At 47.1% G+C, this 25696-nt stretch carries 18 protein-coding genes, 14 tRNA genes, 4 rRNA genes and 2 pseudogenes; 14 read left to right on the top strand and 24 right to left on the bottom strand.

Annotated features, from left to right (window positions below):
• The first annotated feature begins 462 nt into the window (after window positions 1–462).
• The 8 genes from KJB05_RS02610 to KJB05_RS02645 all read left to right on the top strand — a co-directional run bounded on the left by KJB05_RS02610 (window position 463) and on the right by KJB05_RS02645 (window position 6117).
• A 16S ribosomal RNA gene (locus KJB05_RS02610) occupies window positions 463–2015 on the top strand.
• Window positions 2016–2082: 67 nt separating this feature from the next.
• A tRNA-Ile gene (locus KJB05_RS02615) sits at window positions 2083–2159 on the top strand.
• Between the two features lie 39 nt (window positions 2160–2198).
• Window positions 2199–2274 (top strand) — tRNA-Ala (locus KJB05_RS02620).
• 287 nt (window positions 2275–2561) lie between these two features.
• Window positions 2562–5452 (top strand): 23S ribosomal RNA (locus tag KJB05_RS02625).
• An 89-nt stretch (window positions 5453–5541) separates the two neighbouring features.
• Window positions 5542–5658, top strand: a 5S ribosomal RNA gene (gene rrf / locus KJB05_RS02630).
• 101 nt (window positions 5659–5759) lie between these two features.
• Window positions 5760–5835: transfer RNA gene (locus tag KJB05_RS02635), tRNA-Thr, on the top strand.
• A gap of 57 nt (window positions 5836–5892) precedes the next feature.
• A 5S ribosomal RNA gene (gene rrf, locus KJB05_RS02640) occupies window positions 5893–6009 on the top strand.
• The 16S, 23S and 5S rRNA genes sit together here with 4 tRNA genes alongside, the layout of an rRNA operon.
• A gap of 31 nt (window positions 6010–6040) precedes the next feature.
• Window positions 6041–6117: transfer RNA gene (locus KJB05_RS02645), tRNA-Asp, on the top strand.
• A gap of 405 nt (window positions 6118–6522) precedes the next feature.
• On the opposite strand, the gene KJB05_RS02650 is transcribed toward KJB05_RS02645, so the two are convergent.
• The gene (locus KJB05_RS02650; RefSeq protein ID WP_208445663.1) at window positions 6523–6705 is read right to left on the bottom strand and encodes a hypothetical protein; all 183 of its coding nucleotides are present in this window, start codon (window positions 6703–6705) and stop codon (window positions 6523–6525) included.
• Between the two features lie 86 nt (window positions 6706–6791).
• On the opposite strand from KJB05_RS02650, the pseudogene KJB05_RS02655 reads away from it, so the two are divergent.
• A pseudogene (locus KJB05_RS02655) lies at window positions 6792–8225 on the top strand (NAD-dependent succinate-semialdehyde dehydrogenase).
• Window positions 8226–8382: 157 nt separating this feature from the next.
• On the opposite strand, the gene KJB05_RS02660 reads toward KJB05_RS02655, so the two are convergent.
• The 14 genes from KJB05_RS02660 to mutY form a co-directional block, all read right to left on the bottom strand.
• A tRNA-Asn gene (locus KJB05_RS02660) sits at window positions 8383–8458 on the bottom strand.
• Between the two features lie 15 nt (window positions 8459–8473).
• Window positions 8474–8549 (bottom strand) — tRNA-Thr (locus tag KJB05_RS02665).
• Window positions 8550–8600: 51 nt separating this feature from the next.
• A tRNA-Phe gene (locus KJB05_RS02670) sits at window positions 8601–8676 on the bottom strand.
• Window positions 8677–8908: 232 nt separating this feature from the next.
• On the bottom strand, window positions 8909–10534 hold the full coding sequence (locus KJB05_RS02675; RefSeq protein WP_122068817.1) for a methyl-accepting chemotaxis protein: 1626 nt from the start codon (window positions 10532–10534) through the stop codon (window positions 8909–8911).
• 295 nt (window positions 10535–10829) lie between these two features.
• Window positions 10830–10905 (bottom strand) — tRNA-Asn (locus tag KJB05_RS02680).
• A 42-nt stretch (window positions 10906–10947) separates the two neighbouring features.
• Window positions 10948–11023: transfer RNA gene (locus tag KJB05_RS02685), tRNA-Phe, on the bottom strand.
• 10 nt (window positions 11024–11033) lie between these two features.
• Window positions 11034–11109: transfer RNA gene (locus KJB05_RS02690), tRNA-Thr, on the bottom strand.
• 70 nt (window positions 11110–11179) lie between these two features.
• A tRNA-Asn gene (locus tag KJB05_RS02695) sits at window positions 11180–11255 on the bottom strand.
• 42 nt (window positions 11256–11297) lie between these two features.
• Window positions 11298–11373: transfer RNA gene (locus tag KJB05_RS02700), tRNA-Phe, on the bottom strand.
• A 10-nt stretch (window positions 11374–11383) separates the two neighbouring features.
• Window positions 11384–11459 (bottom strand) — tRNA-Thr (locus tag KJB05_RS02705).
• Between the two features lie 51 nt (window positions 11460–11510).
• Window positions 11511–11586: transfer RNA gene (locus tag KJB05_RS02710), tRNA-Phe, on the bottom strand.
• Between the two features lie 109 nt (window positions 11587–11695).
• Window positions 11696–12826: a membrane-bound lytic murein transglycosylase MltC gene (mltC, locus tag KJB05_RS02715; RefSeq protein ID WP_208445664.1), complete on the bottom strand. Its 1131-nt coding sequence runs from the start codon at window positions 12824–12826 to the stop codon at window positions 11696–11698.
• 86 nt (window positions 12827–12912) lie between these two features.
• On the bottom strand, window positions 12913–13185 hold the full coding sequence (locus KJB05_RS02720) for an oxidative damage protection protein (RefSeq protein WP_005436530.1): 273 nt from the start codon (window positions 13183–13185) through the stop codon (window positions 12913–12915).
• A gap of 19 nt (window positions 13186–13204) precedes the next feature.
• Complete coding sequence (gene mutY, locus KJB05_RS02725; RefSeq protein ID WP_199460989.1) at window positions 13205–14281, bottom strand: A/G-specific adenine glycosylase; 1077 nt, start codon at window positions 14279–14281, stop codon at window positions 13205–13207.
• 203 nt (window positions 14282–14484) lie between these two features.
• Between mutY and trmB the strand changes: the two genes are divergently transcribed.
• The 3 genes from trmB to glsB all read left to right on the top strand — a co-directional run bounded on the left by trmB (window position 14485) and on the right by glsB (window position 17267).
• Window positions 14485–15204, top strand: coding sequence for a tRNA (guanosine(46)-N7)-methyltransferase TrmB (gene trmB, locus KJB05_RS02730; RefSeq protein WP_005449665.1), 720 nt, complete (start codon window positions 14485–14487; stop codon window positions 15202–15204).
• 11 nt (window positions 15205–15215) lie between these two features.
• Complete coding sequence (locus tag KJB05_RS02735; RefSeq protein WP_005425798.1) at window positions 15216–16244, top strand: DNA methylase; 1029 nt, start codon at window positions 15216–15218, stop codon at window positions 16242–16244.
• A 102-nt stretch (window positions 16245–16346) separates the two neighbouring features.
• Window positions 16347–17267 carry a glutaminase B gene (gene glsB / locus KJB05_RS02740; protein WP_005425799.1) on the top strand — a complete coding sequence of 307 codons (921 nt, stop codon included), beginning with the start codon at window positions 16347–16349 and terminating at the stop codon, window positions 17265–17267.
• Between the two features lie 169 nt (window positions 17268–17436).
• Here glsB and hemW read toward each other — a convergent pair whose 3' ends face one another.
• The 7 genes and pseudogenes from hemW to KJB05_RS02775 form a co-directional block, all read right to left on the bottom strand.
• Window positions 17437–18609 carry a radical SAM family heme chaperone HemW gene (gene hemW, locus KJB05_RS02745; protein ID WP_208445665.1) on the bottom strand — a complete coding sequence of 391 codons (1173 nt, stop codon included), beginning with the start codon at window positions 18607–18609 and terminating at the stop codon, window positions 17437–17439.
• Between the two features lie 18 nt (window positions 18610–18627).
• A complete protein-coding gene (locus KJB05_RS02750) occupies window positions 18628–19230 on the bottom strand; it encodes an XTP/dITP diphosphatase (RefSeq protein WP_005436525.1) in 603 nt (200 codons plus the stop codon).
• 103 nt (window positions 19231–19333) lie between these two features.
• Window positions 19334–19765, bottom strand: coding sequence for a DUF4426 domain-containing protein (locus KJB05_RS02755; RefSeq protein ID WP_208445666.1), 432 nt, complete (start codon window positions 19763–19765; stop codon window positions 19334–19336).
• A 59-nt stretch (window positions 19766–19824) separates the two neighbouring features.
• Window positions 19825–20115 (bottom strand): DUF167 family protein YggU, encoded by a 291-nt coding sequence (gene yggU / locus KJB05_RS02760; RefSeq protein WP_005425805.1) that lies wholly within the window; start codon window positions 20113–20115, stop codon window positions 19825–19827.
• On the bottom strand, window positions 20115–20672 hold the full coding sequence (locus tag KJB05_RS02765; protein WP_005425806.1) for a YggT family protein: 558 nt from the start codon (window positions 20670–20672) through the stop codon (window positions 20115–20117). Before KJB05_RS02765 ends, yggU begins: the two co-directional genes overlap by 1 nt.
• Window positions 20673–20725: 53 nt before the next feature.
• A complete protein-coding gene (gene proC / locus KJB05_RS02770; protein WP_208445667.1) occupies window positions 20726–21544 on the bottom strand; it encodes a pyrroline-5-carboxylate reductase in 819 nt (272 codons plus the stop codon).
• A gap of 130 nt (window positions 21545–21674) precedes the next feature.
• Window positions 21675–22384 (bottom strand): annotated as a pseudogene (locus tag KJB05_RS02775) (YggS family pyridoxal phosphate-dependent enzyme).
• Window positions 22385–22412: 28 nt separating this feature from the next.
• Here KJB05_RS02775 and KJB05_RS02780 point away from each other — a divergent pair.
• Both KJB05_RS02780 and KJB05_RS02785 read left to right on the top strand, forming a co-directional pair.
• Window positions 22413–23453 carry a type IV pilus twitching motility protein PilT gene (locus tag KJB05_RS02780; protein ID WP_005436511.1) on the top strand — a complete coding sequence of 347 codons (1041 nt, stop codon included), beginning with the start codon at window positions 22413–22415 and terminating at the stop codon, window positions 23451–23453.
• A gap of 31 nt (window positions 23454–23484) precedes the next feature.
• Entirely contained in the window at window positions 23485–24591 is a 1107-nt protein-coding gene (locus tag KJB05_RS02785; protein ID WP_005436509.1) for a PilT/PilU family type 4a pilus ATPase, read from the top strand.
• A 61-nt stretch (window positions 24592–24652) separates the two neighbouring features.
• Here KJB05_RS02785 and ruvX read toward each other — a convergent pair whose 3' ends face one another.
• Window positions 24653–25078, bottom strand: coding sequence for a Holliday junction resolvase RuvX (ruvX, locus tag KJB05_RS02790; RefSeq protein ID WP_005436506.1), 426 nt, complete (start codon window positions 25076–25078; stop codon window positions 24653–24655).
• A 51-nt stretch (window positions 25079–25129) separates the two neighbouring features.
• Complete coding sequence (locus KJB05_RS02795; RefSeq protein WP_005436504.1) at window positions 25130–25693, bottom strand: YqgE/AlgH family protein; 564 nt, start codon at window positions 25691–25693, stop codon at window positions 25130–25132.
• Window positions 25694–25696: the final 3 nt, after the last annotated feature.

The following is a 25696-nucleotide window of genomic DNA, read 5'->3' on the forward strand; positions in this document are numbered from 1 at the left end:
AAATTGTAGAGATCCTGAGTGTTATTTCTGGGTAATTTTAAGGTTGGATGGAAAGTGTTCGTTTGGCATGTTTTTTTAGAAAAAATGCATTTTTAGTCTTGCCAAAGAAAATCTTCTCCCTATAATGCGCATCCGTCGACACGGCAGACGCCACAAGGTTTCAGCGGAGTCGAAGAGGTGAAAAGCTTCTGCGAAAATTAGTTGAAAAAAGTGTTTGACACTCTCAATTATCTCGTTAGAATGCACCTCCGCTTTGAGAGAAAAACTTCTTGATAAGCAAGCTCTTTAACAATATAGACCTATCAATCTGTGTGGGCACTCGTTGATGATAATCCAATTAGAAACTTCGGTTTCAAATTAGGTTTCAATGAAACGAAGTGACCATTGAGTCGAAAGACTCAGCACAGTCAATTCAAACATTACTTATGTAATGTTCAGTATTCATTGAGCCGACAAAATCTTAAATTGAAGAGTTTGATCATGGCTCAGATTGAACGCTGGCGGCAGGCCTAACACATGCAAGTCGAGCGGAAACGAGTTATCTGAACCTTCGGGGGACGATAACGGCGTCGAGCGGCGGACGGGTGAGTAATGCCTAGGAAATTGCCCTGATGTGGGGGATAACCATTGGAAACGATGGCTAATACCGCATAATGCCTACGGGCCAAAGAGGGGGACCTTCGGGCCTCTCGCGTCAGGATATGCCTAGGTGGGATTAGCTAGTTGGTGAGGTAATGGCTCACCAAGGCGACGATCCCTAGCTGGTCTGAGAGGATGATCAGCCACACTGGAACTGAGACACGGTCCAGACTCCTACGGGAGGCAGCAGTGGGGAATATTGCACAATGGGCGCAAGCCTGATGCAGCCATGCCGCGTGTGTGAAGAAGGCCTTCGGGTTGTAAAGCACTTTCAGTCGTGAGGAAGGTAGTGTAGTTAATAGCTGCATTATTTGACGTTAGCGACAGAAGAAGCACCGGCTAACTCCGTGCCAGCAGCCGCGGTAATACGGAGGGTGCGAGCGTTAATCGGAATTACTGGGCGTAAAGCGCATGCAGGTGGTTTGTTAAGTCAGATGTGAAAGCCCGGGGCTCAACCTCGGAATAGCATTTGAAACTGGCAGACTAGAGTACTGTAGAGGGGGGTAGAATTTCAGGTGTAGCGGTGAAATGCGTAGAGATCTGAAGGAATACCGGTGGCGAAGGCGGCCCCCTGGACAGATACTGACACTCAGATGCGAAAGCGTGGGGAGCAAACAGGATTAGATACCCTGGTAGTCCACGCCGTAAACGATGTCTACTTGGAGGTTGTGGCCTTGAGCCGTGGCTTTCGGAGCTAACGCGTTAAGTAGACCGCCTGGGGAGTACGGTCGCAAGATTAAAACTCAAATGAATTGACGGGGGCCCGCACAAGCGGTGGAGCATGTGGTTTAATTCGATGCAACGCGAAGAACCTTACCTACTCTTGACATCCAGAGAACTTTCCAGAGATGGATTGGTGCCTTCGGGAACTCTGAGACAGGTGCTGCATGGCTGTCGTCAGCTCGTGTTGTGAAATGTTGGGTTAAGTCCCGCAACGAGCGCAACCCTTATCCTTGTTTGCCAGCGAGTAATGTCGGGAACTCCAGGGAGACTGCCGGTGATAAACCGGAGGAAGGTGGGGACGACGTCAAGTCATCATGGCCCTTACGAGTAGGGCTACACACGTGCTACAATGGCGCATACAGAGGGCAGCAAGCTAGCGATAGTGAGCGAATCCCAAAAAGTGCGTCGTAGTCCGGATTGGAGTCTGCAACTCGACTCCATGAAGTCGGAATCGCTAGTAATCGTGGATCAGAATGCCACGGTGAATACGTTCCCGGGCCTTGTACACACCGCCCGTCACACCATGGGAGTGGGCTGCAAAAGAAGTAGGTAGTTTAACCTTCGGGAGGACGCTTACCACTTTGTGGTTCATGACTGGGGTGAAGTCGTAACAAGGTAGCGCTAGGGGAACCTGGCGCTGGATCACCTCCTTAAACGATGATTACTCACGATGAGTGTCCACACAGATTGATACGGTTTATAAGTAAAAGAGACGATACTGGGTCTGTAGCTCAGGTGGTTAGAGCGTTCGCCTGATAAGCGAGAGGTCGGTGGTTCGAGTCCACTCAGACCCACCAATTTCTTTTGAGATTGGTATGCAGTATCGACACCTTGATGGGGCTATAGCTCAGCTGGGAGAGCGCCTGCCTTGCACGCAGGAGGTCTGCGGTTCGATCCCGCATAGCTCCACCATCTTTAAGCATTCTTACGAGTGTGTTTAAAAATGGTTTCATCAGAAAATCTAGCTCTTTAACAATTTGGAAAGCTGACAAAACAATCTTTAAGATTGTTTGTAAAGTTCTCAATGTTTGTCTTTATGACAAACACCAAAAAACACATTCAAGTGTTCTTGGGAATATCACTTTTAAGTGATTATTCGAAATTGAGTCCGGCAAAATCGAAATGTCTCTCGCTCATTCAAATAATGAGAGACAACTTTGGTGATTTGAACATCAACTCGAAACTCCTTCGGGTTGTATGGTTAAGTGACTAAGCGTACACGGTGGATGCCTTGGCAGTCAGAGGCGATGAAGGACGTATTAACTTGCGATAAGCCCAGATTAGGTAGTAAAAACCATTTGAGTCTGGGATTTCCGAATGGGGAAACCCACTTACATAAGTAAGTATCGCTGCGTGAATACATAGCGCAGCGAGGCGAACCGGGGGAACTGAAACATCTAAGTACCCCGAGGAAAAGAAATCAACCGAGATTCCGAAAGTAGCGGCGAGCGAAATTGGACTAGCCCTTAAGCTTTTTATGCGTCAGGTGAAACTTCTGGAAAGTTGTGCGATACAGGGTGATAGCCCCGTAACCGGCAACGCATATAAAGTGAAATCGAGTAGGGCGGGACACGTGATATCCTGTCTGAATATGGGGGGACCATCCTCCAAGGCTAAATACTACTGACTGACCGATAGTGAACCAGTACCGTGAGGGAAAGGCGAAAAGAACCCCTGTGAGGGGAGTGAAATAGAACCTGAAACCGTGTACGTACAAGCAGTAGGAGCACCTTCGTGGTGTGACTGCGTACCTTTTGTATAATGGGTCAGCGACTTATATTCAGTGGCAAGGTTAACCATCTAGGGGAGCCGTAGCGAAAGCGAGTGTTAACTGCGCGACTCAGTCGCTGGATATAGACCCGAAACCAGGTGATCTAGCCATGGGCAGGTTGAAGATTGAGTAACATCAATTGGAGGACCGAACCGACTAATGTTGAAAAATTAGCGGATGACTTGTGGCTAGGGGTGAAAGGCCAATCAAACCTGGAGATAGCTGGTTCTCCCCGAAAGCTATTTAGGTAGCGCCTCGGACGAATACTACTGGGGGTAGAGCACTGTTAAGGCTAGGGGGTCATCCCGACTTACCAACCCTTTGCAAACTCCGAATACCAGTAAGTACTATCCGGGAGACACACGGCGGGTGCTAACGTCCGTCGTGGAGAGGGAAACAACCCAGACCGCCAGCTAAGGTCCCAAATTACTACTAAGTGGGAAACGATGTGGGAAGGCTCAGACAGCCAGGATGTTGGCTTAGAAGCAGCCATCATTTAAAGAAAGCGTAATAGCTCACTGGTCGAGTCGGCCTGCGCGGAAGATGTAACGGGGCTAAGTAGTAAACCGAAGCTGCGGCAATGCACTTTAGTGCATTGGGTAGGGGAGCGTTCTGTAAGCGGTTGAAGGTGTGTGGTAACGCATGCTGGACGTATCAGAAGTGCGAATGCTGACATGAGTAACGATAAAGGGGGTGAAAAACCTCCTCGCCGGAAGACCAAGGGTTCCTGTCCAACGTTAATCGGGGCAGGGTAAGTCGACCCCTAAGGCGAGGCCGAAAGGCGTAGTCGATGGGAAACGGGTTAATATTCCCGTACTTCTTACAATTGCGATGGGGGGACGGAGAAGGCTAGGTGGGCCTGGCGACGGTTGTCCAGGTTCAAGTGCGTAGGCTGAGAAATTAGGTAAATCCGGTTTCTCTTAAGGCTGAGACACGACGTCGAGCTACTACGGTAGTGAAGTCATTGATGCCATGCTTCCAGGAAAAGCCTCTAAGCTTCAGATTGTAAGGAATCGTACCCCAAACCGACACAGGTGGTCGGGTAGAGAATACCAAGGCGCTTGAGAGAACTCGGGTGAAGGAACTAGGCAAAATGGTACCGTAACTTCGGGAGAAGGTACGCTCTTGATGGTGAAGTCCCTTGCGGATGGAGCTGACGAGAGTCGCAGATACCAGGTGGCTGCAACTGTTTATTAAAAACACAGCACTGTGCAAAATCGTAAGATGACGTATACGGTGTGACGCCTGCCCGGTGCCGGAAGGTTAATTGATGGGGTTAGACTTCGGTCGAAGCTCTTGATCGAAGCCCCGGTAAACGGCGGCCGTAACTATAACGGTCCTAAGGTAGCGAAATTCCTTGTCGGGTAAGTTCCGACCTGCACGAATGGCGTAATGATGGCCACGCTGTCTCCACCCGAGACTCAGTGAAATTGAAATCGCTGTGAAGATGCAGTGTACCCGCGGCTAGACGGAAAGACCCCGTGAACCTTTACTACAGCTTGGCACTGAACATTGACCCTACATGTGTAGGATAGGTGGGAGGCTTTGAAGCAAGTACGCCAGTATTTGTGGAGCCGTCCTTGAAATACCACCCTTGTAGTGTTGATGTTCTAACGTCGACCCCTAATCGGGGTTGCGGACAGTGCCTGGTGGGTAGTTTGACTGGGGCGGTCTCCTCCCAAAGAGTAACGGAGGAGCACGAAGGTGGGCTAATCACGGTTGGACATCGTGAGGTTAGTGCAATGGCATAAGCCCGCTTGACTGCGAGAATGACAATTCGAGCAGGTGCGAAAGCAGGTCATAGTGATCCGGTGGTTCTGAATGGAAGGGCCATCGCTCAACGGATAAAAGGTACTCCGGGGATAACAGGCTGATACCGCCCAAGAGTTCATATCGACGGCGGTGTTTGGCACCTCGATGTCGGCTCATCACATCCTGGGGCTGAAGTCGGTCCCAAGGGTATGGCTGTTCGCCATTTAAAGTGGTACGCGAGCTGGGTTTAGAACGTCGTGAGACAGTTCGGTCCCTATCTGCCGTGGGCGTTGGAAGATTGAAGGGGGCTGCTCCTAGTACGAGAGGACCGGAGTGGACGAACCTCTGGTGTTCGGGTTGTGTCGCCAGACGCATTGCCCGGTAGCTAAGTTCGGAATCGATAACCGCTGAAAGCATCTAAGCGGGAAGCGAGCCCTGAGATGAGTCTTCCCTGATACTTTAAGTATCCTAAAGGGTTGTTCGAGACTAGAACGTTGATAGGCAGGGTGTGTAAGCGTTGTGAGGCGTTGAGCTAACCTGTACTAATTGCCCGTGAGGCTTAACCATACAACACCCAAGGGGTTTTGATGGACTCAATGTAAGAACATTGAATGTGTAAATAGAACTTAAAACAGCTTTCCGAATTAAAGAATTTGCTTGGCGACCATAGCGATTTGGACCCACCTGATTTCCATTCCGAACTCAGAAGTGAAACGAATTAGCGCCGATGGTAGTGTGGGGCTTCCCCATGTGAGAGTAGGACATCGCCAGGCTTTAAATTTAGTTTTTGCCTCTTTAAGAAGGTGAAGACAAAAGTTAAGAGAGCCCGTTTGAAAAAGCGGGCTTTTTTAGTCCTCACGGACACAGATAATGTGCTGATATGGCTCAGTCGGTAGAGCGCATCCTTGGTAAGGATGAGGTCCCCAGTTCGATTCTGGGTATCAGCACCATTTACTGTTTGTTTTACGCTTTGAGTTAAAGCTTAAAACAAAACGTAAAGAATTTTGCTTGGCGACCATAGCGCTTTGGACCCACCTGACTTCCATTCCGAACTCAGAAGTGAAACGAAGTAGCGCCGATGGTAGTGTGGGGCTTCCCCATGTGAGAGTAGGACATCGCCAGGTTCTTATTTAGACTCCAGAGTCTAACCAGTGCGGAGCGGTAGTTCAGTTGGTTAGAATACCGGCCTGTCACGCCGGGGGTCGCGGGTTCGAGTCCCGTCCGCTCCGCCACTTATTCAGATAAAGCCCTAGCAGAAATGCTAGGGCTTTTTCGTTTTTGAGCATAATAATTTCCCTTTCAGGGAACGAGTCCCGGTTGCCCGCAACCCCGAACTAGGCGTCCCCGCCGACTAGCCACTTATTCCAGACCCCAGCAGAAATGCTGGGGTCTTTTCGTATTGACGATATTATTTTGGTCTACGACCAATGAGTCCCGCTCGTGTGCGAGTCCAATTGCGTGCAAGCCCAGCCACTCCACTACTTATTTAGAAACCCAGTCTTCGGACTGGTTTTTGCGTTTTAGGGAATATGATTTTCGTTTATAGGAAAGTAAGTCTCACAAGGCATTGTCTGCAGCCTACAAGCTCAACCATTTATTCAGATAAAGCTTCTAGTCTATCCACGCTTATTGAACATCTACTCTGCCATTTGGTTACGTTCGAGATGCCCTCTAATGCTTTGTCTATCAAAGAATGGGGGACATTCAATAACACCAAACTTATGACCCATTAAATGGTTGCCTTCTGCAATAATGGCTATCTCTGTTGGTGTTCTCTTCTCTGTATCACCGGTTAACCTTACAGGGTCATCACTTCTCATATTTACGCTGAAGAAAACTTTGTTTGCTTTACTCTTATTTGTCAGAAGGATTAACCTAGTAAAGGTTCTTATGGGAGTACAACCTAATGATGCAGCAGATAAAAAGTGAAACGCTAAGAGTCTTATTCGAAAGCCTGTCTTCTCAAGATGGGATTGCCGTTATTAACCCTGCGACTGAGCAAGAACTGATTCGCTTAAAGCCTAGCTCTTTGGATGAGTTAGATGCGCAAATAGAAGCGTGTAAATCGGCTCAAGTCGAGTGGGCAAAACTCAGTGCTAAAGCACGCTCCGCTTCCCTAAAAAAGTGGTTCCAATTGCTTGTAGAGCATACGGAAGACATCGCGAACATCATTACCTAACAAGGTAAACCTCTTACTGAAAGCCGTGGAGAAGTCGCATACGGCGCATCTTTTGTTGAATGGTTCGCAGAAGAGGCTAAACGTGCTTATGGTGAGGTAATTCCTGCACCGGCGGTAGATAGACGCCTCTCTACCATCAAACAGCCTGTTGGTGTGTGTACTGCGATTACACCATGGAATTTCCCTATTGCAATGATCACTCGAAAAGCGGCTCCTGCTCTGGCTGCAGGATGTGGGATGATCATTAAACCTTCTGAATTAACGCCTTTAACTGCTCTGGCTGTGGTGGAGCTTGCTCATCAGGCTGGCATCCCTAAAGCTCTATTGTCTACCGTTGTTTCTGAGCAAGCAGCAGAATTTGGTTTGGTATTAAGTACCGATCCGCGTATTAAGAAGATCTTTTTCACTGGTTCGACACGTGTCGGCAAGATCTTGATGAAGCAGGCAAGTGATACGGTTAAAGCCGCTTCTATGGAATTGGGTGGTAACGCACCTTTTATTGTTTTTGACGATGCAGATTTAGATGCAGCAGCGAATGGCTTAATTGCGTCTAAGTTTCGTAATGCCGGACAAACCTGTGTGTGTACCAACCGCTTGTATGTGCATCAGAGCGTAAAAGAGGCGTTCTTAGCTAAGCTTCTGGAAAAAGCGGCAGACCTGACGGTCGGTAATGGTCTTGAGGAAAATACAACTCTTGGTCCTGTGATTACAATTGCTTCTAAGCACCGTCTAGAAGCGGTGATCGATCAGGCTGTACAAGAAGGGGCAACTATACTTAACCAGCCTCAAAAACGCTCTGGGCGCTTTATGGAGCCTGTTATCTTAGATAATGTGGAACAGAATATGGCGATCGTGCAACAAGAGCTGTTTGGCCCGGTTTTGCCAGTCATTAGTTTTGAGGATGATGAGCAAGTGCTTTCGATGGCGAACGACACCGAATATGGTTTGGCTTGCTACTTCTACACCGACAGCTTGAAGCGCATCATCAAATTTAGTGAAGGTTTGGAATATGGCATGGTGGGGGGAAATGAAGGAATTATCTCTACGGAAGTGGCACCGTTTGGTGGGATCAAAGAATCAGGCATTGGTCGTGAAGGGGCTAAGCAAGGTATGGATGAGTATCTAGAGACGAAGTACATCTGCCTTGGAGGTTTGAGCTAGCCTTCCGCTTAGACACTCATTGATACGATACAAAAAGAGAAAGCTAGGTACATCACCTGGCTTTTTGTTTATTGAGATAAAGTTGGATGAAGAGGGGAGCGGTGAGTTTTCTTCAGATGCAAAAAAGCCGCATCAAGTGATGCGGCTTCTTCTAATATGGCTCCTCCTACTGGACTTGAACCAGTGACCTGCGGATTAACAGTCCGTCGCTCTACCAACTGAGCTAAGGAGGAACAAATTTTAATAAGTGGTGCCGACTACCGGAATCGAACTGGTGACCTACTGATTACAAGTCAGTTGCTCTACCTACTGAGCTAAGTCGGCGTACCGTTATTCTTTCTATTGTTCGTGTTAGACACCAACAATTTTAAATTGTGGTGCCCGGAGGCGGAATCGAACCACCGACACGAGGATTTTCAATCCTCTGCTCTACCGACTGAGCTATCCGGGCGACGAGGTGTATTAAAAGGCTTTTCGGCTTTCAGGTCAACAATAAAATTAAAATAAAATATCGTTTGATGAATTTGTGCTCGGAGTGGGCTGTTTTTATGCATTTTGAGCAGCAATGCACCATGCTTTAAGCGCTGTTTTAAGAAAAGTAGGGCGCTCTGTCGCAAAATAAAGGCGAAAAAACAAAAAAGCACGTCTGAAAACGTGCTTTTTATTGAACAATTGACTTTAAACTAGTGCTTTACTGAGAACTTGTTCACCCAACCTTCGAGTTCATCCGCTAAAGATGCCAATGTTTGTGTGCTTGATTGGCTTTCTGTGACCACCGTATTTAGCTGGCTTCCGCTTTCTTCGATTAGGTTGATGCGGTGTGCGATGTCATCACTTACTTGAGTTTGCTCTGCAGCGGCAGTTGCGATCTGTTGGCTCATCGCTGTGATTGACTCTAGTGCTGTCACTATCTGTTGTAGCGCTTCTGAGGCGTTCATAGACTCTGTTACCGTGCTTTCACTGGTTTCGGCACAGATCTCCATTGTATGGATAGCATTGCGCGAACCTTCTTGAAGGTTAGAGATCATCTGTTGAATCTCTTTTGTGCTGTCTTGCGTGCGTCCTGCTAGGTTGCGCACCTCATCTGCTACTACCGCAAAGCCTCGACCTTGTTCACCCGCACGAGCTGCTTCAATGGCGGCATTTAACGCCAGTAGGTTAGTTTGCTCAGCAATATCGCCGATTACGTCGAGAACTTTCACGATGCTGTTTACATCTTGATCAAGATCCGCAACCGCTTTACTAGCCGTATTGAGCTGAGTCGCCAAGCCTTGAATATTATCTACCGTACTGTGGATCAATGATTGCGTGTGTTGGCTCTGTTTGTCTGCTTCATCGGTGTTATGTGCAGTGTCACTTGCCGAACTTGCAACATGGTTGGCTGAAGAAGCCATTTCTGTCATCGCTGTTGCGATCATCGCCGTCGATTGCTGCTGAGACATGGTTAGATCAGCGATTGAATTAGAGCGAGACTCTACGGCTGATAGCTCTGAACGTAATGCGTGCATTGATTCGTCCAGGTTAGTTACCATCTTAGCCAGAGATTGACTCATCTCTTGTACGGCACCATAGATGCTGTCTTTAGGGGCTGTGTATTCAAAGCTGGTTTGGATATTACCCTGAGCGACGGCCTGAACGGCTTGTCTAACGTCATTTGGCTCACCGCCAAGTAGATTAAGCATCTTACGGATAGAGATGATTAAGCCGCCTAGAATCGCGCCAGCAATCACTAGACACAGTGCTAGCTGCCATTGTGCTGTTGACCAGAAGCGTGCATTAACTTCATTAAAGCCAATACCAGTACCGACCACCCAGTTCCAATGTGGTGTTTTCTCGGCGATAGAGTGCTTTTCTTCGATCGTGCCGTCAGGCAATTTTTGTGTCCAAGTGTATTCAACGATCTGACCTGTTTTGCGGCCCAGCACATCTAAGATCAGTTGACCAACACTGTTGCCATCACCATCGCGGAAGTCGTGGAAACTTGTTCCATGCAGTTGAGGGTCAAGAGGGGCCGCAACGAACATCATGTTCTCATCGGCAACATAAACGTATTCGTTGTCTTTGTAGATATTGTTACGAAGCAGACGGGTAGCAAGAGCTTTGGCTTCAGCTTCGGGCATTTTGCCTTCCACTGCCATTTGCTCAACTTCAGTCAGAATGCTGTAGGCACTCTTAAATAGCTCGGTAACTCGAGCTTTGTTATCAAGGTTACTTGCTACACGCAATGTCCATAGACCTGTTGCTGTAAGAGCAAGTAGGGCAACCAATATGATTGCAGATAATAAATAGGCTTGAGTTTTTAATTTCATAGTTAGCTCACGAGACGTATTTCATACTATGCAATGCATAGCTTATAAGGGGGCGTAATAATAAATTCATCATATTGAACTTGTATACAAGCGCCTATGCGGTCGTGTTGAAACTATGAGTTGGATTAAATTTTTAGCGTGAAATAAGTGTTTTTTATCAAATCAACCAAGAGTTAATAGGGATGTTTTTAGGTGGAGTCAAAGGAGAAGAACCGATGGAATTAGAAAGTAGGGGAGAGAGTTTTGGTATTGCAGATAAGAAAAAAGCCAAGTCCGAAGACTTGGCTTTCTAATTTGGCTCCTCCTACTGGACTTGAACCAGTGACCTGCGGATTAACAGTCCGTCGCTCTACCAACTGAGCTAAGGAGGAACTATTCTGTTTGTGTCTTGCTTTAAGCAAGTGCACCAAATATGGTGCCTCGAGGCGGAATCGAACCACCGACACGAGGATTTTCAATCCTCTGCTCTACCGACTGAGCTATCGAGGCAAAAGAAGAATGGTGCCGACTACCGGAATCGAACTGGTGACCTACTGATTACAAGTCAGTTGCTCTACCTACTGAGCTAAGTCGGCGTACCGTTTTCTTTTTTGAAGAGTAAACTCTTCATTTTTTAGAATCTCATTTACATGAAACTCTAGAAGTTGGCTCCTCCTACTGGACTTGAACCAGTGACCTGCGGATTAACAGTCCGTCGCTCTACCAACTGAGCTAAGGAGGAACTATTCTGTTTGTGTCTTACTTTAAGCAAGCGCACCAAATATGGTGCCTCGAGGCGGAATCGAACCACCGACACGAGGATTTTCAATCCTCTGCTCTACCGACTGAGCTATCGAGGCAAAAGAAGAATGGTGCCGACTACCGGAATCGAACTGGTGACCTACTGATTACAAGTCAGTTGCTCTACCTACTGAGCTAAGTCGGCGTACCGTTTTCTTTTTAACTGTTCGTGCTAAGTACCAACAATTTTAAATCGTGGTGCCCGGAGGCGGAATCGAACCACCGACACGAGGATTTTCAATCCTCTGCTCTACCGACTGAGCTATCCGGGCAACGGAGCGCTATTAAACGGATTTTCCCGCTTTCCGTCAACCACTTTTTTTAAATAATTTCAAAAAAGTGCTTGTTCGAACGCTTTTTATTCAACTGTCGGTAAAAAGTTTACCCTGCGTTAAATTCCTTTTTGAAATTTGTAACTTTTTCTAGGTAACGGCGTGCTTCTGCATTCGGATGTTTCTTGGTTAGCGCCCAATAAACTTGGTTTGGCTGTAAAGAATTCAAATCTTGCATCGCACGTTTGCGATCTGTGCGGTGGAAAGTGTTCAAAACACCACCAGTTCCGCCGTTGTAAGCAGAAATCATGCTGTACTCCAACGAGGTTGGGTGTTGTACATCTTTCAAATAACGGTTTTTAAGGATGTAGAAGTAAGCCGTTCCGGTATCAATGTTGTTTTCTGGATTAAACAAATACTCAGGGCTTGGTTGCCCTGAACGATTCTTCACTAGCTTAAACACATCACGCCCCGCAGTTTTTGGTACAACCTGCATCAATCCATACGCATTTGCCCAGCTTACTGCATACGGGTTAAAGCTACTTTCGGTTTTGATGATGGCGTAAATCAGATCTTCAGGAATATCGTATTTCTTCGAGGCGCGGCGCACGATGTCTGCGTATTGGTAACTACGTTGTGAGAAGTGATCTTCTACCATTGGGATTTCAACGTAGTAGGCTTTCTTGAAATCGACATCCTTGGTTTTGACTTGGTTAGCAATCAAGTAATCGGCAAAGCGATTCGCGCGCCATGACCATTGAATGGGCTTTTTGTCTTGATCAACGACCTGATTGTAAAGAAAGGGCTGGCCTTCCAGTTTGATCTCTTTAGAGGAGAATAGATCGACACTGGCTGGATCGTCTGGTGTCAAAAGGGTTGTGATGATAGCGCTCTTGAGGTGTTTTTGTGGTTCGGTTGGAGAAACCGTCTCGATAGTAATCACACCTTTTTGGAAATCGACTTCGGCACGGCTCAAATAGTTATCGATATATTTGACGTAATTGCTTTTACCCGCGACTTTAACTTCGCGTTGACCCCATCGCTTTTTGATGTTGCCAGAGAAGCTACTGATCAGTGAATCTAAGGCATCGGTGTCTTTTTCAAACTGTCCTGGCAGTTCTGCTAGATTGTTGGCAAAACGGTTGGTCGGCTCGTAATCGACGTCATAAATCTTTTCTACAAACTCACGGCTACAACCTGCCATTAAAAGGGCAGTAGCGATAAAGGCGATTTTTTTCATAACTATTGAGATGGCTTTGTGGTCTCTAATATAAAAATGACACCACAAGTTTGGTTGTGATGTCATTGTTTTAAAACAAGTTTGCTTTATTCGCTTGGTGGCGTGTAGCCCTCAATGTGAACCTCTTTGCCTTCGAACAGGAAGTTCACCATTTCTGTTTCAAGCTGTTTACGATGCTCTGGATCCATCATGTTGAGCTTCTTCTCGTTGATCAACATGGTTTGTTTCTGTTGCCATTGAGCCCAAGCTTCTTTCGAGATGTTATCGAAAATGCGTTTACCTAGTTCACCTGGGTAAAGTTGAAAGTCTAGACCTTCGCCTTCTTTCTTTAGTCGAGCACAAAAAACAGTGCGGCTCATAATGACTCCTTGCAATTAATTAACGAAGTTCGTGGGGTAGCGCTTCCAGTAGCAGTTTTACTGGTGCAGCTAAACCGACTTCTTCAGGTTTAGATAAGTTATACCAAAGACCTTTGTTACCTTCCATCACCACATTGGGTTGCTTTGACAGGTCAATCAAAATCGGTGTGATATCGAGATGGTAATGGCTGAATGTATGACGAAACGTTATCAGCGTCTCTTGACGTCTAATATCGTTGGCTTGAATTCCACGTTGTTCCAGTAGCAATTCAATATCACTTTCAACGTCAATATGCTCAGTTTGTGGGAAGCAAAATAGCCCGCCCCAAATACCTGTCTGCGGTCTTTGTTCTAGCCACACTTCGTGACTATCACCATTTTTGTGGTGAAGCATAACGAAACGTGTTTGCTTAACCGGTTTGTCTTTTTTCGGCTTCTTACCCGGATAATCAAGCACATTACCTTGCTTCTTTGCCACACAAAGATCGTTTACTGGACACAAGGTGCATTTAGGCTTGCTGCGGGTACACATCATGGCACCCATATCCATCATGGCTTGATTGTACTTGTCGACGTCTGTTTGTGGCGTGTGCGTTTCTGCGATTTCCCACAATTGATTTTCGACTTTCTTTTGTCCAGGCCATCCATCTACGGCAAAGCAGCGTGAAAGTGTGCGCTTTACGTTGCCATCTAATATCGCATGTGGCTGTTTATAGACAGACGACAGAACCGCAGCGGCGGTGGAGCGACCAATTCCCGGTAGGGCATTCATCTGCTCTAGGTCTAGAGGAAACTCACCATTGTATTTATGGGCGACCTCTTTTGCGGCTTTATGAAGGTTACGAGCACGTGCGTAATAACCCAAGCCGGTCCAAAGGTGCAGCACTTCATCCTGCTCAGCATTGGCAAGATCGACCACGGTCGGGAAGCGCTCCAAAAAGCGTTGGTAATAAGGGATAACCGTAGTGACCTGAGTTTGCTGAAGCATGATTTCAGACAACCAGACACTATAAGCGGTCTTGTTTTGTTGCCACGGAAGATCTTTTCTTCCATATGCGTCATACCATTCTAAGATGGCACTGGCGAAAGGTGTCACGACTTGCTCTGTATTCTATTATTGGTTAGGAGCAAAATTGCACCACAGATTGTGGTGTAAGTACAACAGATAAACTGTGGGGATATTGTGTCTAGTTTGTTTGCTTTTGGGCTGCCATAGTCCGATAGCTCAACAAATACTTGCACCTAAGTGAATTCTTTGGATAATCCCCGCTTTGATTAATCAATGTGCAGGCAAAATCAATGAGTGAAGTAACCACTAACGAATACAACGAAGACGGTAAAATGATCCGTAAAATCCGCAGTTTCGTGCGTCGCGAAGGTCGTCTAACTAAGGGCCAAGAGAATGCGATGAACGAGTGCTGGCCAACAATGGGTATCGACTACAAAGCTGAACTTCTTGATTGGAAAGAAGTGTTTGGCAACGATAACCCAGTAGTGCTTGAGATCGGTTTTGGTATGGGTGCTTCATTGGTTGAAATGGCAAAGAACGCGCCAGAGAAAAACTTCATCGGTATCGAAGTGCATAGTCCAGGCGTTGGTGCTTGTCTTGCAGATGCTCGCGAAGCCGGTATCACGAACCTACGTGTAATGTGCCACGATGCGGTAGAAGTATTCGAACACATGATCCCAAATGGCAGCCTAGCAACGCTACAACTGTTCTTCCCAGACCCATGGCACAAAAAGCGTCACCACAAGCGTCGTATCGTACAGCTTGAGTTCGCTGAAATGGTTCGTCAGAAGCTTATCCTGAATGAAGGTATCTTCCACATGGCGACAGACTGGGAAAACTACGCTGAACACATGATTGAAATCATGAACCAAGCGCCTGGTTTCGAAAACATCGCTGAAGAAGGCGACTTCATTCCTCGTCCAGAAGAACGTCCACTGACTAAGTTTGAAGCTCGCGGTCACCGTCTAGGTCACGGTGTGTGGGATATCAAATTCAAGCGTACTGCTTAAGGAGCCAGTAGATGTACCACTACGCGATATTAGCGAATCCGGGTCATAACCGTATTTACTTTGATAGCGCAATGACGATTGCATGTTCTGAGCTAAAAGCGATTTTGGCGTCGGAAGGTGTTGAAGTAACTGAAATTGGCAACAAAGACGTGGGTCTGCCTGCTGCACTTGTGTTCTCTTGCGAAACGGAACTAAGTGAAGCACAGGCAGGCAAGATTGCTGCGTCATCTATCTATTACGCGCTATTTGAAGTGCGTGAAGATGGCTTATTACGTCCAATTCAGGCGCCTGCATTCAATACTTTCCCTGAGAGCATGAGTCAGATCCTGCGTTACACAGGTAAAACAAACGAGCAGTTTACGCGTTTGATGGTGAACCTAGGCGTCAGTGCTGCCAACACGGGCAGTGCGCAATTGACGCTAATGGATCCTATGTGTGGTAAAGGTACAACACTGTTTGAAGGTTTGATCCACGGCTTGAATGTTGTGGGTGTTGAGATCAACCAGAAATGGGTTCAAGAGATCCAAACCTTCATCGTTAAGTTCATGAAGAACGGTCGCTTTAAGCACAAAGTGAGCAAAGAAAAGCGCACTTCTGGTGGTAAAAAAGTGGCAGATGGCTTCGTGGTCGAGGCAGCAGCAGACAAAGACGATTACAACAAAGGTAATCTTCAAACGATGAAGCTGTACTCAGCAGATACGCGTATTGCAGACCAAGTTGTGAAGAAGAACTCGGTAGATGTGATGGTGTCTGACTTGCCTTACGGCGTGCAACACGGCAGCAAAAATGCCAAAGACAGTAAGCTGAACCGCAGCCCACTGGAGCTTCTTAAAGAAGCTCTGCCTGCATGGAAAGTGGTGTTGAAGAAACAAGGTTCTGTGGTGCTGTCTTTCAACGAATTCACTTTGAAGTGGAAAGACGTGGCGGCATTATTTGAAGAGCAAGGGTGGAAGGTACTTTCAGAAGAGCCTTACATCGGTTATCTTCACCGTGTTGATCAATCCATCAACCGCAACATCATTGTGGCAATAAAACCATAATCGACTCGAGTCGAATAAATTCCATGGAAAAGCCAACGTCCGCGTTGGCTTTTTTTACCTCTGAACTCAGCCATTTGGGTTCTTGTGACAAGAAGGTAGAAGATGAAACCTACAGCGCAAATTTTGACAGACATTCTAGCGGAAGTTCGCCCTTTAATTGGTCAAGGCAAAGTCGCCGACTACATTCCCGCATTGGCAAAAGTACCCAATACTAAACTGGGTATCGCGGTATACACCAATGAAGGTGAAGTGATTAAAGCGGGCGATGCAGAAGAGTCGTTTTCGATTCAGTCGATCTCAAAAGCGTTGAGCCTGACTCTGGCTATGTGTTTGTACAAGCAAGAAGAGATCTGGTGTCGTGTAGGTAAAGAGCCTTCTGGTCAGGCGTTTAACTCGATGATCCAGTTAGAGATGGAGCAGGGCATTCCACGTAACCCGTTCATTAACGCTGGTGCTATTGTGGTAGCTGATTTGCTGCAAAGCCGTCTCTCTGCGCCTCGTCAGCGTCTATTGGAATTTGCTCGTCAGCTATCTGGTGACACTCATATCGTGTACGACAAAGTGGTTGCAGCTTCTGAAATGATGCATGGCGACCGCAACGCTGCGATCGCGTACTTGATGCGTTCATTTGGTAACTTCGAGAACGAGGTTATCCCAGTTCTGCAAAACTACTTCCATGCTTGTGCGTTGAAGATGAGCTGTGTCGATCTGGCGAAGACCTTTAGCTACTTAGCCAATAAAGGCACGTCGGTACAAACGGGTAAGCCTGTGGTATCACCAACGCAAACCAAGCAGTTGAATGCATTGCTAGCAACTTGTGGCTTGTACGATGGGGCCGGTGAATTTGCTTACCGCGTTGGTATGCCGGGTAAATCAGGTGTTGGTGGTGGCATCATCGCTGTCGTACCGGGTGAAATGACGATTGCTGTTTGGTCTCCAGAGCTCGATGCATCTGGTAACTCACTCGCTGGTACTAAAGCGCTTGAGCTACTTGCTGAACGTATTGGTCGTTCGATTTTCTAAGGGAAGAGACGACAAGTGAGAACGAACTTCGTCCTTGTGGATTCGGGACTTAGGAGCGTTTCGCTTTAGATAAGTGTTGTTACGAATAAAAGAAAGGGTTGGCGTTTATGCGCCAACCCTTTTTGTTTCTCGAAGGACCCAGTCCGTTCCCAAATCTCGATTTCCTTTCTTATTCCTCTTCCGCCATAAAGGCTTCAAGCAAGTCATTCAGGAACAGCTTACCTTTCTCGGTAATTTGCCAGTGAGCCTCTGTTTCACTCAAGTAACCCATCTCAAGCGCCCAATCGATAGTATCTTGAATTGAGCTCAACGGCAGACCGGTTGTATCGATGTAGTCTTGCTTCGGGCACGCTTCCATTAAGCGGAAACGGTTCATAAAGAACTCAAACGGACGATCTTCATCAGCCACAAGCTGTTCACTATCCAAGTACGGCTTCACCATGTTTTGGTATGCCATCAGATAGCCACGCGGGTGCTTGACCTTAGTGGTGCGAACGATGCGGCCATCTGCGAAGCTCAGCTTGCCGTGTGAGCCACAACCAATGCCAAGGTAGTCACCAAAGCGCCAGTAGTTCAGGTTATGCTGGCACTGATAGCCCGGCTTGCTGTAACCAGAAATCTCGTATTGAACGTAACCCGCCGCTGCGAGTTTCTCATGCCCTTGTTCGAAGATATCCCACAAGTCATCGTCATCTGGCAAAGTCGGTGGCTTGTAGTAGAACATGGTGTTTGGTTCGATGGTCAACTGATACCAAGACAAGTGCGGCGGCGCCAACTCAATCGCTTTGTCCAAATCTGCTAAGGCTTGTTCGATGCTTTGATCTGGTAAACCGTGCATGAGATCGAGGTTAAAGCTGTTCAAACCGATTTGGTGCGCCAGCTTCGCTGCATTCACGGCCTCGTCTTGACCGTGAATACGCCCCAAACGCTCAAGCTTCTGTTGCTCAAAGCTTTGCACGCCGATAGAGATACGCGTTACACCAGCCTTGCGGTAGCCAACAAAACGCTCAGCTTCGATGGTGCCTGGGTTGGCTTCCATGGTGATTTCTATTTCAGGCTTGAACGGAATTCGCGCTTCAATGCCCTTAAGCAGACGCTCGATGCCTTCTGCCGAAATCAAACTTGGCGTACCACCACCAATGAAGATTGAATGCAGTGGACGTGGCGCTTCGTTAAGACGGTATTTCTCAATGTCGGTATCCAAGTCTTCAAGAAGGGCATTGATGTACTCTTCTTCTGGGATCTCGGCTTTAAGTGCGTGAGAGTTAAAGTCGCAATACGGGCACTTTTGTACACACCACGGGATGTGTACATACAAGCTCAGTGCTGGGGGCGTTAACATGGTCTAATTCGCTCGTGATTACTGAGACACTTGCTCAGACAGTTGAGCAAACAACGACTTGAGCGCTTTACCACGGTGAGACAGTTGCTTCTTACGTGCTGGCTCAAGTTCGGCAGACGCGCAGTTGTCTTCGGGTACGAAGAAGATCGGGTCGTAGCCAAAGCCATTTTCACCGTGTGCTTCAGTTAGAATGCGACCTTCCCACTTACCGTGACAAACGATAGGGGTTGGATCGTTCTCGTGACGCATCAAAACCAATACACAGTGGAAGCGAGCGGTGCGCTCTGCTTCTGGTACACCTTCCATTGCTTTAAGCAGCTTCTCTAGGTTCTCTTGGTCAGAGGCTTTTTCACCTGCATAACGCGCAGAGTAAATGCCCGGAGCGCCTTTCAAGAAATCGACTTCTAAGCCAGAGTCGTCCGCAATCGCAGGAAGACCCGTTTCTTGTGCTGCATGGCGAGCTTTGATGATCGCGTTTTCGATAAAAGTTGTGCCAGTTTCTGCTACTTCAGATACGTTGAATTCACTTTGCGCCAATACTTCAAAACCGAAGTCAGACAGCAGATCTGCCATCTCACGAACTTTGCCTTGGTTGCCTGTTGCTAGCACTATCTTTTTCATGGTCGTCTCTTTCTGTAGCGATAAAGGGAGAACGCAGTGTTCTCCCTGATTAAATTGGTTCTGGGGCTATGATGTTCTAAAGCTTTAGAACATCATAGCCCAATTACTTTTCGACATAAAATTTCTGGGTGAATTTAAGCTTACCTGAGCCTTTGTTTCCAGCTTTAACGTCAATATCGAAGGTAAAAGTTTCTTCGTTAGTAATACCGAGCTCTGCTAGGTAGTAAATCGCATCACCTTCTTTCACTTCACGGAAGGTGAGCTTTTGCGTTTGACCGATAAGGTTCTTCGCCTGACCACTGATGTTAGCTTCAACTGCAGGTTTACCAAGAGAGGCACTGTCGAGCACACTGATGTTCAGTACTGCATTGTAGCCATTACGCTTGATGTCGTAGCTACGGGCGATCTTGGGAGTTAAAAAGGTCGAGTTAAACGCGATGTAGTGGACCTCGATGTCTTTCATGGTTTTGAACTGACCTGCCATGCTTGGTAAAGACAACAGGCTGATCAGTAGGGCGGTAATCCATTTGCTCATTATCACTTCCTCGAATCGGGCGTTTTATTATTGGTACGAATTTCGTAAATAAAAAGCCATCAAATGATGGCTTTAATTTCTGTTGGTATTTGTACTGGGGATTCTATCCGAATTTGTTTATGACGTCCCAGTTCACCTTTTTCTATGTGAACCAAACCTTTAGCAACTTTAAATTGTTTGGCTAAAAACTTGGTTAGGTGTGCATTCGCTTTACCATCGACAGGCGGTGCGGTGATGGCAATTTTTAGCTCTTCACCATGCAAGCCGACGATCTTGTCGCGGCTTGCTTTTGGTTGGATGTAGAGCCGAAGCACCACATCTTCGCCGTCATGCCAAACTGCTTCTGACATTATAGTTGGTACCAGATAGGACCAATCATGTCGCCCATCAGGAAGTTAGCAAATTGCAGACCAATGAACAGTACAAGAACGCTCAAGTCGAAGCCGCCCATTGCAGGGATGATGCGACGGATTGGCGCTAGCATTGGTTCAGTTAGTTGATGGAATACGTACTCGATAGGGCTGCGACCTTGGCTAACCCAGCTTAGGATTGCGCGGATCAATAGTACCCAGAATAACAAGCCGCCAGCGGCTTTAATCAGAGACAATAAGCCTAGAAATAGGAAATCCATGCTGAATGACACGGAACCGCTAGAAGCGATCAGGATCAGCGCAACAAACTTAAGCACACAAAGTACGTAAGCAAACAGTACCGTTGCTAGGTCGATGCTGCCGATGGATGGGATCACGCGGCGCAGCGGTCCTACAACCGGTTGGGTTGCTTTGACGATGAACTGCGAGAATGGGTTGTAGAAATCTGCACGAGCAGCTTGCAACCAAATACGCAAAATCACGACCATGATGTACAGGTCAAATAGGGTTGAGATGAGAAAACTCATTGAATTCATAAGGTACCCTTAACAAGTAAGTGAGTGACACAGAGTGGGTGCCACTCAAGTCATTAAAACAGTTTTTCCATTTCTTCAGCACGAGCAACCGCAGCTTGCATTGCTTTTGCCACAATATCAGACAGTTGGTGCTCGTTGAACGTACGTAGCGCTTCTGCCGTTGTGCCACCTTTTGATGTCACGTTCTCGCGTAGCGTTGAAAGCTCAGTTTGTGGATTTTCCACTACCATGCTTGCTGCGCCAAGTGCTGCTTGCTGAACCAACGTGCGAGCCGTGTCTTTATCGAAGCCTTGAGCAATCGCTTCTGCCTGCATCGCTTCCATAAACAGGAAGAAGTAAGCCGGTGCGCTGCCTGCCGCTGCAATTACGTTATTGATGCCAGATTCTTGCTCAACCCAACATACCTTACCGCAGGCTTGCATTAGTTCTGCCGCGAAAGCTTTATCTTGTTCTTGCACATGTTCAGGCGCGTAAAGCCCGCTCATGCCCAAACCAAGTTGCGATGGTGTATTTGGCATCACGCGAACCAAGTTGAGCTTAGTCGCTAGCATGTCATCCAAACGTGAACAGTTGATACCAGCCGCAATAGAGATAACCAGTTTATTGCTGAAGTCGATAGATCGCAGTGGTTTACACACTTCTTCCATCATTTGTGGCTTCACAGACAATACCACAACATCCGCTTCTGTCGCGGCTGCGATGTTATCGCTGGTGGTACGGATACCAAAGTCTTGCTCAAGAGGTTGGCGACGCGTCTCAGATGGGGCAGTCGCAATGATGCTCTGTGCAGGGTAGCCATTTGCTACAAGGCCAGAAACAATCGCTCGCACCATGTTTCCCGCGCCGATAAAGGCAATCTTTTTATGTTCCATATGTCTGATTTCCAAATATAAATTCTTACAATTTGTTGTGCGCTCAGGTGTATAATTGCGTCACTTTATTCTGACTACCGAAAGAGACGGCAGTCAGACTCAAATTCACAGTGTCTAACAACGATTTGCTTTATTGCTGTTTGCTGTAGTCGCGCGCGCCAAAATCGCTGTGCCGATGCGCACCATGGTGCTACCTGCTTCGATAGCTGCATCCATGTCGCCGCTCATTCCCATAGATAGCGTATCGACATCAGGGTATTGCTGAGCTAGCTTTTGCTTTAGCGCTTCCAGTTGTTTAAATGCACGAAGTTGTGATTCGTAATCTGGCACGTTGGCAGGAATCGACATCAACCCTCTTAACGTGAGGTTTGGAAGGCGAGAAATCAACTCAGCCAGCTCGAATATTTCTGCATCGCTGACGCCTGATTTTGATTCTTCACCACTGGTGTTTACTTGAATCAGAACTTGCAGCGGTTTTAGTTCGCTAGGACGTTGGTCATTGAGGCGCTGAGCGATCTTAGCGCGATCAACGGTGTGAACCCAATCGAAATGTTCAGCAACAGGACGTGATTTATTGGATTGAATTGGACCAATGAAGTGCCATTCGATTCGATTATCTGGATAATGCTCGGCAAAGTGCTGAACTTTACTGACGCCCTCTTGGACGTAGTTCTCACCAAATGCCAGCTGGCCACCTTGGTAAGCTTCGAGAATTGCCTCGACAGGTTTAGTTTTGCTTACTGCTAGAAGTTGCACGGACTCTGGAGAACGACCGCATTTTTGTTCGTCGTGTCGAATTTGAGAGGTGATATGTTCAATGTTTTGTTGAATACTACTCATAGCTGTACTTTAGACTTAAGGATTTTAAATGGATATCACTGAGTTACTGGATTTTAGTGTAAAACATAATGCTTCGGATCTACATCTTTCTGCAGGTGTACCACCAATGGTTCGTATTGATGGTGATGTGAGAAAGCTGGGAATTCCAGCGTTTACACACCAAGAAGTGCACCGTTTGGTTTTTGAAATCATGAACGATGCGCAGCGCAGTGAGTTCGAAGAAAAACTCGAAGTCGATTTCTCATTTGAATTGCATAACGTTGGCCGTTTTCGTGTCAACGCTTTCAACCAATCTCGCGGTTGTGCGGCTGTGTTCCGTACCATCCCAAGCAGTATTCCAACACTGGAAGAGCTAGAAGCTCCTGAGATCTTCAGAAAAATCGCTAACGCCGAGAAAGGTCTGGTACTGGTTACTGGCCCAACGGGTTCTGGTAAATCGACGACCTTGGCAGCCATTGTTGACTACATTAACCGTAATCACAATAAGCACATCCTAACAATTGAAGATCCAATTGAATTTGTTCACAACAACAATAAGTGTCTGATCAACCAACGTGAAGTACACCGTGATACACACAGCTTCCAAAACGCGCTGCGTAGTGCATTGCGTGAAGACCCGGATGTGATTCTAGTTGGTGAGATGCGTGACAAAGAAACAATCAGTCTAGCGCTGACAGCGGCTGAAACCGGTCACCTTGTTTTCGGTACACTACACACGAGCTCCGCGGCGAAAACCATCGACCGTATTATCGATGTGTTCCCGGGGAGCGATAAAGACATGGTGCGCTCGATGTTGTCGGAATCTCTCCGTTCGGTTATCGCGCAAAAGCTTTTGAAACGTAACGGCGGTGGTCGTATCGCGTGTCATGAAATCATGATGGCAACACCTGCGATCCGAAACCTTATTCGTGAAGATAAAGTCGCGCAGATGTACTCGATCATTCAGACCGGTGCAGCTCACGGCATGCAGACCATGGAGCAGAATGCTCGTCAATTGATGGCGCAGGGCATGGTCTCGCGTGAAGAAGTGGATAAGAAAGTTGAAATTGAAGCGCAGCAATTCTCGTAACGAATCACACAGGTAATAGCGAATACGGACGATGGATTTGAATAAATTTCTCGAAGGCATGTTGGCGTTAAAAGCGTCGGATCTCTACATCACTGTTGGTGCGCCGATCTTGTTTCGTGTCGATGGCGAGCTGCGCCCGCAAGGCGATAAGTTGACTGAAAATGATGTTGCTGTGCTACTCGATAGTGCGATGGATCCGGAGCGACGTCAGGAGTTTCGTAAAAGCCGTGAGTCGAACTTTGCCATTGTCCGTGATTGCGGTCGTTTCCGTGTCAGCGCCTTCTTCCAACGTGAATTGCCTGGCGCGGTGATTCGTCGTATCGAGACCAATATTCCTACTTTTGAAGAACTTAAACTCCCTTTGGTTCTACAAGACCTTGCGATTGCAAAGCGTGGTTTGGTGCTGGTGGTTGGTGCAACAGGTTCTGGTAAATCAACGACTATGGCCGCGATGACTGGCTACCGTAACAGCAATAAAACGGGGCATATTCTTACGGTAGAAGACCCGATTGAATTTGTGCACGAGCATAAGCGTTGTATTGTGACTCAGCGTGAAGTGGGCTTGGATACCGACAGCTATGAAGTAGCGTTGAAGAACTCATTACGTCAAGCACCAGACATGATTTTGATTGGTGAGATTCGTAGCCGAGAAACGATGGAATACGCAATGACCTTTGCTGAGACGGGCCACTTGTGTATGGCGACACTGCACGCCAACAATGCAAACCAAGCGCTTGAGCGTATTCTGCACTTGGTGCCGAAAGATCAGAAAGATCAGTTCCTGTTTGATCTGTCGATGAACTTAAAAGGCGTGGTAGGTCAGCAGTTGATCCGTGATAAGAACGGTCAAGGTCGTCATGGTGTGTTTGAGATCTTGTTAAACAGTCCACGCGTTTCGGATCTGATCCGCCGTGGTGATCTGCATGAGTTGAAAACGACCATGGCACGCTCGAATGAATTTGGGATGCTGACCTTTGACCAGTCACTCTACAAGCTAGTGATGCAAGGTAAGATCAGTGAAGAGGATGCTTTGCACAGTGCTGATTCAGCTAACGATCTGCGTTTGATGTTGAAGACGCAGCGCGGTGAAGGCTTCTCAACGGGTACGCTGGCGAATGTAAAGATCGATATGGATTAATCCATTCCAGAAACGAAAAAGGTTGGCAGATGCCAACCTTTTTTCATTGTGCTTGAAGTGCTTACTCACCCCAAAGGCTTTCAAACCAGCTCTCAAGAATCACGACCGCTGATTGGCAGTCGATATTGCCTTTCGATAGTGCTTTGTAGCCACCCATACTGAATAGTTCTGAGCGTGCTTCGGCTGTCGATAGGCGCTCATCATGCAATTCAACGGGTAAGCCGTAGCGACCTTGTAGGCGATTAGCGAACTTTTTCGCTCGTGGCGTGATGGTTTCTAAAGCTTTACCGTGTAAATCGGTAGGCAAGCCAACGACCAATAAATCCGGTTGCCACTCTTTAATTTGCTTCTCTATATCATCCCAGTTTGGAATGCCGTCATTCGCTTTGAATGCTTTGAGTGGGGAAGCTGTGCCCGTGATTTCTTGTCCGATGGCGCTACCAATGCTTTTGGTACCGAAATCGAAAGCCATAATAGTGCGTGACATAAGGTGTCTCGAATCTAAATCAATAAAAATAGGTTGTCGTGGGAGAGCGTGTTACGCGTGTCCAGCATCGGAAGATAACTGGCTTGGATCGATGCCCAATTTCTCAACGGCTTTTTTCCAACGGTCAATGATAGGTGTCTCAAAGATGATCTCTGGCGTCGCCTCAATGGTCAACCAAGAGTTCTCTACTAGCTCAGCTTCTAACTGTCCTGCACTCCAACCGGAGTAACCCAGCGCCACGAGGTAATCACTTGGTTCCGCTTCAGTACCGAGTACCGACAAGATGTCTTTAGACGTGGTAACCGTGAGCTCATCAGTCATTTGAATGCTTGATTCGTAGTAGTCTTTTGGTTTGTGCAGGATGAACCCGCGATCTTCAGAAACAGGTCCACCATTGTAGACAGGTCTATCTAAACTTGCTTCGAACAATCTAGGGTGCACGGGTTGCACTTCGACTTGCTTGAGCATGTTACCAACCGTGATATCGACGGGTGCATTGATCATTAACCCCATCGCGCCCTCTTCGTTGTGTTCACAGACGTAGATAACGCTATTCTGGAAGTAGGGATCTTTCATTCCCGGCATCGCAACTAAGAAATGGTTTGTGAGGTTCATTCT

Source organism: Vibrio sp. B1ASS3 (assembly GCF_905175355.1).
Taxonomy (GTDB): Bacteria; Pseudomonadota; Gammaproteobacteria; order Enterobacterales; family Vibrionaceae; genus Vibrio; species Vibrio owensii.

Bases quoted from the DNA above. Each gene is read 5' to 3' on its own strand.
- KJB05_RS02650 (WP_208445663.1), bottom strand. From the start codon at position 6,705: ATGAGAAGTGATGACCCTGTAAGGTTAACCGGTGATACAGAGAAGAGA.
- KJB05_RS02675 (WP_122068817.1), bottom strand. From the start codon at position 10,534: ATGAAATTAAAAACTCAAGCCTATTTATTATCTGCAATCATATTGGTT.
- mltC (WP_208445664.1), bottom strand. From the start codon at position 12,826: ATGAAAAAAATCGCCTTTATCGCTACTGCCCTTTTAATGGCAGGTTGT.
- KJB05_RS02720 (WP_005436530.1), bottom strand. From the start codon at position 13,185: ATGAGCCGCACTGTTTTTTGTGCTCGACTAAAGAAAGAAGGCGAAGGT.
- trmB (WP_005449665.1), top strand. From the start codon at position 14,485: ATGAGTGAAGTAACCACTAACGAATACAACGAAGACGGTAAAATGATC.
- KJB05_RS02735 (WP_005425798.1), top strand. From the start codon at position 15,216: ATGTACCACTACGCGATATTAGCGAATCCGGGTCATAACCGTATTTAC.
- glsB (WP_005425799.1), top strand. From the start codon at position 16,347: ATGAAACCTACAGCGCAAATTTTGACAGACATTCTAGCGGAAGTTCGC.
- hemW (WP_208445665.1), bottom strand. From the start codon at position 18,609: ATGTTAACGCCCCCAGCACTGAGCTTGTATGTACACATCCCGTGGTGT.
- KJB05_RS02750 (WP_005436525.1), bottom strand. From the start codon at position 19,230: ATGAAAAAGATAGTGCTAGCAACAGGCAACCAAGGCAAAGTTCGTGAG.
- KJB05_RS02755 (WP_208445666.1), bottom strand. From the start codon at position 19,765: ATGAGCAAATGGATTACCGCCCTACTGATCAGCCTGTTGTCTTTACCA.
- yggU (WP_005425805.1), bottom strand. From the start codon at position 20,115: ATGTCAGAAGCAGTTTGGCATGACGGCGAAGATGTGGTGCTTCGGCTC.
- KJB05_RS02765 (WP_005425806.1), bottom strand. From the start codon at position 20,672: ATGAATTCAATGAGTTTTCTCATCTCAACCCTATTTGACCTGTACATC.
- proC (WP_208445667.1), bottom strand. From the start codon at position 21,544: ATGGAACATAAAAAGATTGCCTTTATCGGCGCGGGAAACATGGTGCGA.
- KJB05_RS02780 (WP_005436511.1), top strand. From the start codon at position 22,413: ATGGATATCACTGAGTTACTGGATTTTAGTGTAAAACATAATGCTTCG.
- KJB05_RS02785 (WP_005436509.1), top strand. From the start codon at position 23,485: ATGGATTTGAATAAATTTCTCGAAGGCATGTTGGCGTTAAAAGCGTCG.
- ruvX (WP_005436506.1), bottom strand. From the start codon at position 25,078: ATGTCACGCACTATTATGGCTTTCGATTTCGGTACCAAAAGCATTGGT.
- KJB05_RS02795 (WP_005436504.1), bottom strand. From the start codon at position 25,693: ATGAACCTCACAAACCATTTCTTAGTTGCGATGCCGGGAATGAAAGAT.